The following is a 9434-nucleotide window of genomic DNA, read 5'->3' as shown; positions in this document are numbered from 1 at the left end:
TCTAGGTCAGCTCACCAGCCGGAATCGGTGACGCCGCCGTCGCTGTCCGGCTTCGGCACCTCGGCATCGGCGAATTCCGGTGCGGCACTGCCGTCCTCGACGGTGGATTGGCTGCGGGCGGCGGGCGCGTCGGTCGAGGCGCGCCGCGGCTTGGGCAGGTCGCCGGTCAGGTCGGGCATGCCTTCGATGAGGTCCGACAGCTTCGGCAGCCGCGCCCGCCGGTCGTCGAGCGGATTCATCAGCTGCTGGCCCTTGCGCAGCACTTCGGCATTCGCCTTCTGCGCGGCTTCGGTGACGGCGGCGGCGATCTCGGAGTAGCTCAGGTCCTCGATATTCGGGCCGAATTTGGTGTCGATGACTACGCCGTCGGCATTCACCGTGACCGTGACCCGCTTCCGTCGCACCGTGGCGCTGGCCGTGAGCTGCGCGCGCTCTTCCTGGATGCGTGCGATCTCGCGGAACTGCTGGCCGACTTCCTCGATCAGGCCGGCGAGTTCCGTCTTCGCGCGTTCGTTCGCCATGGCTCTCAGTGGCTTTCGGTCACTGGAAGTTGCCCTCGTTCGCCTGCTCCATCCTCCGCAACGCGACCACGGTCTGGGCCTGGCCGCTGCGGAAGTTGTTGAACGAGTTGGCCACATTCTCGATGTTGCCGGTCAGGTTTTCGCGTGCGGCGAAATAGCCCTGCTCGCCATCGGTGAAGGAAGCGCCGAGTTTGTCGTTGCCCCAAGGGGTTCCGTAGGAGCTGATCGACGTTTCCAGAGTGTTGAGGATGCCGCGCACCTTATCGCGCACCGCGCCGGTCTTTTCGGCGGCTTTCTGGAAATCGTCGGGATCGGCCTCGACCTTGTCGGCGCCCATGCTCGCTCCTCACCACCAGTACGGTCGCCCGCACTCCGTCAGCTCGTGTGCGACTGTGACAGCCGATCGCGAATCCCGAGTAGCGCCGAGTTGAATCGCAGGTGGCGCCGGAGTGGCACGCGGGTACCGTGCGGCGCGGACGGACCTGCCATGATGGCCGCGTGCGAGTACTGCTGCAACGAGTGACATCTGCGCAAGTCAGCGTCGACGGCGAGGTGGTCGGCCACATCGACCCCGCCGCCCACGGCGCACCCCACGGCCTGGTGGCGCTGGTCGGCGTCACCCATGACGACACCGAGCAGACCGCCGCCGCGCTGGCGGACAAACTGTGGCGGTTGCGGGTGCTCGACGGCGAACGCAGCGCCGCGGATCTGGATGCGCCGATCCTGGTCGTCAGCCAGTTCACCCTCTACGCCGACACCAAGAAGGGCCGCCGCCCGTCCTGGTCGGCCGCCGCCCCCGGCCCGATCGCCGAACCCCTGGTCGACCATTTCGCCGCCGCGCTGCGAGCCCTCGGCGCCACCGTCGCCACCGGCCGTTTCGGCGCCCACATGCACATCGACCTGACCAACGACGGGCCCGTGACCCTCCTACTGGAGGGATGAGGACAACGGAGTGATTACTCCGGCCGCGGGGTGAGGATGCGGGGCCCGTCCTCCGTGACGGCCACGGTGTGCTCCCAGTGCGCGGCGCGGGAGCCGTCGGAGGTGACGACCGTCCAGTCGTCGTCGAGGACGTCGGTTTCGCTGGTGCCCAGGGTCAGCATCGGCTCGATGGCCAGCACCGAACCCACCACCAGCAGCGGGCCCTTGCCCGGTTCGCCCTCGTTGGGCAGGAAGGGTTCCATGTGCATCTCGCGGCCGATGGCGTGGCCGCCGTAGCCGTCGACGATGCCGTAGTTGCGCCCGTGCGCCTTCTCGGCGGCGCGGGTGCCCAGCTCGATGGCGTGCGAGACATCGGAGAGCCGGTTGTCGGGCAGCATGGCCTCGATACCGGCCTCCATCGACAGCCGGGTGGCTTCGCTCAGCAGCCGGTCGTCCTCGGAGAGTTCGCCGACGCCGAAGGTCCATGCCGAATCGCCGTGCCAGCCGTCGAGGATGGCGCCGCAGTCGATCGACACCAGATCGCCCTCGACCAGGATCTCCTCGGCCGAGGGGATGCCGTGCACCACCCGGTCGTTGACGGAGGCGCAGATCGAGGCGGGGAAACCCTGGTACCCCTTGAACGACGGCACCGCGCCGGCGTCCCGGATGACCTGCTCGGCCACCTGATCGAGATCGAGCGTCGAGGCGCCTGGTACCGCGGCCGCACGGACGGCGACCAGGGCGCGACCGACGATCGCACCCGCGGCCGCCATCGCGTCCACTTCACCCGCCGTACGGAACGGCACCACCTTCTTGCGCTTGCGGCCGAAAACCATGGCGCCTCAGTGCTCCATCGTCGAGTGGATGATCAGTGTCCCAGTGCGGCCAGCGCGCGGGCGTTGACCTCGTCGACCTCGCCGACACCGTCGACGGTGACGACCAGGCCGTCGTAGTGCTCGAGCAGCGGCTCGGTCTCCGAGCGGTACACCCGCAGCCGGTTGTCGATGATCTCTTCGTTGTCATCGCCGCGGCCACGCGCCAGCATGCGCTCCTTCAGCACTTCCTCCGGCACGACGAAGCACAGCACCGCGTCCAGCTTCTTGTCCATATCGCCGAGGATCTTCTCCAGCGCGTCGGCCTGGTCGACCGTGCGCGGGTAGCCGTCGAGCACGAAACCGTTGGCGGCGTCGGGCTCGGCCACGCGAGCCTCGACCATCCGGTTGGTCACATCGCTTGGCACCAGATCGCCCGCGTCGATGTACTTCTGCGCCTCGCGGCCCAGCGGGGTCTGCTGGCTGATGTTGGCGCGGAACAGGTCCCCCGTGGAGATGTGTGGCACACCGAGCTTTTCCGACAGCAGAACGGCTTGCGTGCCCTTGCCGGCACCCGGCGGTCCGAGCAGTACAACTCTCACTTGAGGAACCCTTCGTAATTTCGATTCATCAGTTGGCTTTCGATCTGCTTCACGGTGTCCAAACCGACGCTCACCATGATCAGCACGGCCGTGCCGCCGAACGGCAGGTTCTGTACCCCACCGGTATTACCGATGTCGAGGAACAGGTTCGGCAGGACGGCTACCGCGCCGAGGTAGATCGAGCCGGGGAGGGTGATGCGACTCAGCACGAAACTGAGATGATCGGCGGTCGGCTTACCGGGCCGGTAGCCCGGAATGAAGCCACCGAACTTCTTCATCTCGTCGGCGCGTTCCTCCGGATTGAAGGTGATCGCGACATAGAAGTAGGTGAAGAACACGATCATGCCGAAGTAGATCGCGATGTAGACCGGGTTGCTCGGATTCACCAGATACTTCTGGATGAGCTCCTGCCACCAGCTGGGATCGGGATTGTTCTGCGACCCCGTCAGCTGTGCGATCAGATTCGGCAGATACAGCAGCGAGGACGCGAAGATCACCGGGATGACGCCGGCCTGGTTCACCTTCAGCGGCAGGTAGGTCGAGGAGCCGCCGTACATCTTGCGGCCGACCACGCGCTTGGCGTACTGCACCGGGATCCGGCGCTGACCCTGCTCGACGAAGATCACCGCGACGATGATCGCGAACGCGGCCACACACACCAGGCCGAACACCAGGCCACCGCGGCTGTCCAGGATGGCCTTGCCCTCGACCGGGATGCGGGCGGCGATACCGGCGAAGATCAGCAGCGACATACCGTTGCCGATACCGCGCTCGGTGATCTGCTCACCGAACCACATGACCAGCGCCGCACCGGCCGTCATGACCAGCACGATGATGATCATGCCGAAGATGCTGGTGTCGGCCAGGATGTCCTGCTGGCAGCCCTGCAACAGCTGACCGCGGGCCGCGAGCGCGACCAGACCGGTGGCTTGCAGCACGGCCAGCGCGATCGACAGATAACGCGTGTACTGCGTCATCTTGGTCTGGCCGGCTTGGCCTTCCTTACGCAGTTCCTCGAACCGCGGGATGACGACCGTCAGCAGCTGAATGATGATGCTCGCGGTGATGTAGGGCATGATGCCGATCGCGAAGACCGACAACTGCAGCAACGCACCACCGGAGAACAGGTTGATCAGCTGGTAGATACCAGCGTTCTCACCGCCGGAGACCAGGTCGACGCACTCTTGGACCGCCCGATAATCGACGCCGGGCGACGGTAACGCGGCACCGGCACGGTACAGCGCGACCAACCCCAGCGTGAAGAGAATCTTCCGCCGTAAGTCCGGAGTCCGGAAGGCCGATACGAAGGCGGAAAGCACAGATCCTCCTGGCGAACGACATGGTCATGCCATGGAATTTTCAGCGGTGGTCCGGAATCCGAAATCCCGGCCCCTCGACGCCGACCCCATGACGAGTCTTGGCAGACAACACTTGAACTCTAACAGTGGCACCGGACGAGTTCTCACTCGTCCGGTGCCGCTGTGGAATTCCTAACGTCAGCCCAGCTCGGTGACGGTGCCACCGGCCGCGGTGATCTTCTCCTTGGCGGAGCCGGAGAACTTGTCCGCGCTGATCTGGACCGCGACGGAGATCTCTCCCTCGCCGAGAACCTTGACCAGCTGGTTCTTGCGAACCGCGCCGGCAGCGACGAGCTCGTCCTTGCCGATCTGGCCGCCCTGCGGGAACAGTTCGGCGATCGCCCCGACGTTCACGACCTGGTATTCGGTGCGGAACGGGTTGGTGAAGCCCTTGAGCTTGGGCAGCCGCATGTGGATCGGCATCTGCCCGCCCTCGAAGGCGGCCGGGACGTTCTTACGAGCCTTGGTGCCCTTGGTACCACGACCCGCGGTCTTACCCTTGGAGCCCTCACCGCGACCCACACGGGTCTTGTCGGTCTTGGCGCCGGGGGCAGGACGCAGGTGATGCAACTTGATGGTCATGTCAGACCTCCTCAACTGTCACGAGGTGGCGCACGACGTTGATCAGCCCGCGGTTCTGGGCGTTGTCCTCACGGACCACCGACTTGCGGATGCCCCGCAGGCCGAGGGTGCGCAGGCTGTCCCGCTGATTCTGCTTGGCGCCGATCGAACTCTTGATCTGGGTCACCTTGAGATCTGCCATGGTCAGACTCCTTGTCCGGCACGAGCACGCAGCATGCCCGCGGGAGCGACGTCCTCGAGCGGCAGACCACGACGGGCCGCGACCTCTTCGGGACGCTGCAGCTGCTTGAGGGCGGCAACGGTCGCGTGCACGACGTTGATCGCGTTGTCGCTACCGAGCGACTTGGCCAGGATGTCGTGGATGCCCGCGCATTCGAGCACGGCACGCGCGGCGCCACCGGCGATCACACCGGTACCCGGGGAAGCCGGACGCAGCATGACCACACCGGCCGCCGCCTCGCCCTGCACCGGGTGGGTGATGGTGGAGCCGATCATCGGGACGCGGAAGAAGCCCTTGCGCGCTTCCTCGACACCCTTCTGGATGGCCGCGGGAACTTCCTTGGCCTTGCCGTAACCGACACCGACCAGGCCGTTGCCGTCACCGACGATGACCAGGGCGGTGAAGCTGAAGCGACGACCACCCTTCACGACCTTCGACACGCGGTTGATCGCGACGACGCGCTCGAGCTGGTTCTTCTCGGCGGCCTGGTCGCGACGGTCACCGCCACCGCGACGGTCGCCACCACGGCGGTTGTCGCGGCCGCCCTCGGGGGCGCTTCCGTTCTGTCCGGCGGGTCCGTTTCCGCCGTCACGCCTCTGACGTCCCGGCATCAGACGTTCCTTCCGTTCGCAATCTTGATCATCATCAGAACTTCAACCCACCTTCGCGAGCGGCATCGGCCAGCGCGGCGATGCGGCCGTGGTAGTCGTGGCCACCACGGTCGAACACGACGGCCTCGACACCGGCAGCCTTGGCACGCTCAGCGATCAGCTCGCCGACCTTCTTGCCCTTGGCGGTCTTGTCGCCGTCGAGCGCGCGCACATCGGCCTCGATGCTGGAGGCCGCGGCGATGGTCTTGCCGACCGAATCGTCGATCAGCTGGGCGTGCAGGTGCCGCGAGGAGCGGTGCACGACCAGACGCGGACGCTCGGTGGTGCCGGCGACCTTCTTGCGCAGGCGGAAGTGGCGACGGGTCTTCGACAGCCGACGCCGGGTGGAAGCATCCTTGCCCAGCGGAATGCGCTTGGCCTTCTGATTCTCGGTTTGCGCCATGATCACTTACCCGTCTTTCCGACCTTGCGGCGAACGTTCTCGCCGGCGTAGCGGATGCCCTTGCCCTTGTACGGCTCCGGCTTCCGGTACTTGCGGATGTTGGCGGCGACCTCGCCGACCAGCTGCTTGTCGATACCGGCCACCGAGAACTTGGTGGGCGATTCCACCGCGAAGGTGATGCCCTGCGGGGGCTCGGCAACGACCGGGTGGCTGTAGCCGAGGGCGAATTCGAGGTTCTGGCCCTTGAGCGCGACGCGGTAACCGACGCCGGCGATCTCGAGCTTCTTCTCGTAGCCCTTGGTGACGCCTTCGATCATGTTGGCGACCAGGGTGCGGGTCAGGCCGTGCAGGGCACGGCTGCGGCGCTCGTCGTCGGGACGGGCGACCTGGAGCTGACCATCTTCACCCTTGGTGATGGTGATCGGCTCGGACACCGTCAGCGACAGCTGGCCCTTGGGGCCCTTGACCGCGATGTCCTGGCCGTTGATGGTGACTTCGACGCCGGAGGGGATGGCGATGGGCTGCTTACCAATACGCGACATGTCTCTACCTCCCTTACCAGACGTAGGCGAGGACTTCGCCGCCCACGCCGGCTTTGGCTGCCTGACGGTCGGTCAGGAGGCCGGTGGACGTGGAGATGATCGCCACGCCGAGGCCGCCGAGGACCTTGGGCAGGTTGGTGGACTTCGCGTACACACGCAGACCCGGCTTCGAGACGCGGCGCAGGCCCTGCAGGCTGCGCTCACGGCTGGGGCCGTACTTCAGATCGACGACGAGGTTCTTGCCAACGGCGGCGTCTTCGGTGCGGTAATCGGCGATGTAACCCTCACGCTTCAGGATCTCGGCGATGTTCGCCTTGAGCTTGGAGTGCGGAGCCTTCACCTGATCGTGGTACGCCGAGTTGGCGTTGCGCAGACGCGTCAGGAAGTCTGCGATCGGATCAGTCATGGTCATAGTTCGACCTCGACACCTTTCTCGCTGCGGTTCCCATACAGCACCCATGTCAGGACACGGATCGTGGGCCTACAGCAATTCGGCTGGTCCGGTCGACCCTTGCCGACCGGATGAGTTCGCATCGCCCGGACCACCCACACACAGACCGCATGCGGGCACAGAGGTGCCCAGGCAACCGCTCTAGTGTAGATGGAGCCCTGGTCAGGACCAAATCGGGGGCGGAGGGACGCCGCACCAACCCATGTCCCGGCCGCTCCTCACAGGAAGCAGGGCATCGGGTGGACGGGAGGTACAGGGTGGGGAAGATGCCCTGGTTGTTGCCGGGTACGGCATCGGGGGTCCGGCTCGTAGCGGTGACTGCGGCGAGTTCCAGGGTGCGCATGGGCCCCAGGTCGTAGACGGCTGCGTAGCCCGGTTCGATGATCGGCACGTGGTGCTCGCCTACCGGCCCGAACGCAGACCAGTAGCGGACGGTGACGTCGTAGGCCGGCGCGGGCCCTTGGTTGCGCACCACGACCGTGTGGTTCGTCGGATAACCGCATCCGGCCTGCACCTGGAGATCCGCGGGCGACCGCGCCTGAGCTGTGCCCGATCCGCCCAGCACAAAAGCATCGCAAACCCCGTGAGCACAGCCCCCGACGCAACGATCCTCATTGACCGACGGTAGAGCGAAGCGGCATCGCCGGTCATGCCCCGAATCACTCGGGGCCGTTCTCGTCGCCGAGCAGGTGCCGCAAGTATTTCTCCGGGGCAGTGAGGAAGGCTCGGGTCAACCGGACCGGCAACGCATCGTCGTACTCGACGCGACTGATGGCCCCGTCGTCGCTGATCTCGTAGATGGTTGCGCCCGGCAGGGCGAGCAGAACGGGCGAATGAGTAGCGACGATCGCCTGACAATCTTGCTCGGTGAGCTCGGCCAATCGCGCGAGCACCGCCATGCAGCCGCTGACCGACAGCGCGGCCTCCGGCTCGTCCAGCAGGTACAGCCCGTGCGGGCCGAATCGATGAACCACCAGGTCGGCGAAGGACTCACCGTGCGAGCGTTCGTGCGGCGAGACCCCCCATACGAGGACAGCAGCGACGGGCCGAGCCGCTCGATCTCGGAGGCGACGTTGTAATACGACTCGGCCCGCAGGAAGAACCCGGTGCGCGGCCTGGACAACCCCCACAACAGCACCAGGTGCTCGCCCAGCGACGATTCCGTCGCCCGGGTGGCGAACCGGAAGTTCTGGCTACCACCCTCCGGATTGAACCCGGCCGCCACCGCGATCGCCTCGAGCAACGTCGACTTCCCCGACCCGTTCTCCCCCACCAGGAACGTCACACCTGAAGCGATATCGAGCCCACCCAGCCGAGCCAGCTCCTCGACAACCGGCAGGTCGAACGGATAGCGCCCGGTCGGGGCGTCGGCACCGAGGCGAACCTCCCGGATGAAACCGCCGGACGCAGCACCGAACCGTGCCCGCGTCACCGCAGCGCTCCGAGTGGCGGTGCGGCGCCGTAACCGGGCGGATGTATCGCCATGATCGCGGAGTAGCGAGAGTTTCGCCGCTCGGATGGCAGGCACGAGTCTGCCTTGTTCCCTGCTACATCCAGCGGGAACACCCTGCCTGCCGATCTATGGTTAGGCCATGTCGAGCCCGCGCATCCAGCGCCCTGACCTCCCGCGGTACATGACCTGGGATGAGTTGGAGCAACTCCCGGCGGAAATCGCGGAGCAGATCGAGCTGTGGGAGGGACGGGTGATCTGGCTACCTCGCGGACCTCACGAACATCAAGAGTTCGCGAACCTCATGTGGAGTGCGCTGCGCCGCTGTGCGCGCGAAGCGAAAGGACCCGATCCGGCTCAGCGATGGCGGGTCAGTACAGGGACGAACGTCTTTCTCGGTGGGTCCGAAAAATCGGACTTCGTCACGCCGGACTTCCTCGTCCATCGCCACCTGTCCGAGCCGTACCAAGATCTCTGCGCCACCGATGTCCTGCTTGCCGGCGAAGTCCTCGACCCGTCGGACAACCCGGCCGACGTGGAACCGAAGAAAGCTCGATACGCAGGGGCCGGCATCCCGTGGTACTGGGAGGTGACGCTGGCGCACGAGGAGCGCGCGGTCGCCTGGGTGCACGCCTACGCACTCGAATCCACCCACGGAAAACTTCCGGAGGGTGTTCGCCCGCTGCATCCGGCCAACTACCTCCTCACCGGAAACTGGTCGCCCAAGGATTCCGACGCGATCGTCGCCGAGCACCCGTTCCCGATCCGCATCCCCTGGTCCGAGCTCGAATTCTGAGCCGGGCGCCTGCACAGCGCATCGAGGTCTGCGCCACTCGAGGTTTCCCCGCAGCTGCCCGGTCAACAAGTAGGCAGCGGCCGCCGGGCCGGGACGGCGGGGTACCCGCGTGAGGGCAGATTTCCC

General features: G+C 66.1%; 14 protein-coding genes. 2 read left to right on the top strand and 12 right to left on the bottom strand.

Annotated features, from left to right (window positions below):
* Nucleotides 1–11: 11 nt before the first annotated feature.
* Both NOCYR_RS04225 and NOCYR_RS04220 read right to left on the bottom strand, forming a co-directional pair.
* Nucleotides 12–521 carry a YbaB/EbfC family nucleoid-associated protein gene (locus tag NOCYR_RS04225; RefSeq protein WP_014349117.1) on the bottom strand — a complete coding sequence of 170 codons (510 nt, stop codon included), beginning with the start codon at nt 519–521 and terminating at the stop codon, nt 12–14.
* Between the two features lie 19 nt (nt 522–540).
* Nucleotides 541–858: a hypothetical protein gene (locus tag NOCYR_RS04220; RefSeq protein ID WP_014349116.1), complete on the bottom strand. Its 318-nt coding sequence runs from the start codon at nt 856–858 to the stop codon at nt 541–543.
* Nucleotides 859–1019: 161 nt separating this feature from the next.
* On the opposite strand from NOCYR_RS04220, the gene dtd reads away from it, so the two are divergent.
* Complete coding sequence (dtd, locus tag NOCYR_RS04215; RefSeq protein WP_048833903.1) at nt 1020–1463, top strand: D-aminoacyl-tRNA deacylase; 444 nt, start codon at nt 1020–1022, stop codon at nt 1461–1463.
* Between the two features lie 14 nt (nt 1464–1477).
* Here the strand turns inward: dtd and map are convergent, their stop codons facing one another.
* From map to NOCYR_RS30260, 10 genes are all read right to left on the bottom strand, one after another.
* Complete coding sequence (gene map / locus NOCYR_RS04210; protein WP_014349114.1) at nt 1478–2278, bottom strand: type I methionyl aminopeptidase; 801 nt, start codon at nt 2276–2278, stop codon at nt 1478–1480.
* Between the two features lie 32 nt (nt 2279–2310).
* Nucleotides 2311–2856 (bottom strand): adenylate kinase, encoded by a 546-nt coding sequence (locus NOCYR_RS04205; protein ID WP_014349113.1) that lies wholly within the window; start codon nt 2854–2856, stop codon nt 2311–2313.
* Nucleotides 2853–4175, bottom strand: coding sequence for a preprotein translocase subunit SecY (gene secY / locus NOCYR_RS04200; RefSeq protein ID WP_014349112.1), 1323 nt, complete (start codon nt 4173–4175; stop codon nt 2853–2855). Before secY ends, NOCYR_RS04205 begins: the two co-directional genes overlap by 4 nt.
* A 177-nt stretch (nt 4176–4352) precedes the next feature.
* Nucleotides 4353–4796, bottom strand: coding sequence for a 50S ribosomal protein L15 (rplO, locus tag NOCYR_RS04195; protein WP_014349111.1), 444 nt, complete (start codon nt 4794–4796; stop codon nt 4353–4355).
* Between the two features lies 1 nt (nt 4797).
* On the bottom strand, nt 4798–4977 hold the full coding sequence (gene rpmD / locus NOCYR_RS04190; RefSeq protein WP_014349110.1) for a 50S ribosomal protein L30: 180 nt from the start codon (nt 4975–4977) through the stop codon (nt 4798–4800).
* A gap of 2 nt (nt 4978–4979) precedes the next feature.
* Complete coding sequence (gene rpsE / locus NOCYR_RS04185; protein WP_014349109.1) at nt 4980–5627, bottom strand: 30S ribosomal protein S5; 648 nt, start codon at nt 5625–5627, stop codon at nt 4980–4982.
* Between the two features lie 34 nt (nt 5628–5661).
* Nucleotides 5662–6069 (bottom strand): 50S ribosomal protein L18, encoded by a 408-nt coding sequence (gene rplR / locus NOCYR_RS04180; protein WP_014349108.1) that lies wholly within the window; start codon nt 6067–6069, stop codon nt 5662–5664.
* Nucleotides 6070–6071: 2 nt separating this feature from the next.
* Entirely contained in the window at nt 6072–6611 is a 540-nt protein-coding gene (gene rplF, locus NOCYR_RS04175) for a 50S ribosomal protein L6 (protein ID WP_014349107.1), read from the bottom strand.
* A gap of 13 nt (nt 6612–6624) precedes the next feature.
* Nucleotides 6625–7023: a 30S ribosomal protein S8 gene (gene rpsH, locus NOCYR_RS04170; protein WP_014349106.1), complete on the bottom strand. Its 399-nt coding sequence runs from the start codon at nt 7021–7023 to the stop codon at nt 6625–6627.
* Nucleotides 7024–7721: 698 nt separating this feature from the next.
* The gene (locus tag NOCYR_RS30260) at nt 7722–8036 is read right to left on the bottom strand and encodes an AAA family ATPase (protein WP_231856149.1); all 315 of its coding nucleotides are present in this window, start codon (nt 8034–8036) and stop codon (nt 7722–7724) included.
* 618 nt (nt 8037–8654) lie between these two features.
* Here NOCYR_RS30260 and NOCYR_RS04160 point away from each other — a divergent pair.
* A complete protein-coding gene (locus tag NOCYR_RS04160; RefSeq protein ID WP_048832776.1) occupies nt 8655–9308 on the top strand; it encodes a Uma2 family endonuclease in 654 nt (217 codons plus the stop codon).
* Nucleotides 9309–9434: the final 126 nt, after the last annotated feature.

The sequence above is a fragment of the Nocardia cyriacigeorgica GUH-2 genome (assembly GCF_000284035.1).
Lineage (GTDB): Bacteria > Actinomycetota > Actinomycetes > Mycobacteriales > Mycobacteriaceae > Nocardia > Nocardia cyriacigeorgica_B.
The sequence above is the reverse complement of the archived record's forward strand: the minus strand, read 5'-3'. Positions and strand labels throughout refer to the sequence as shown.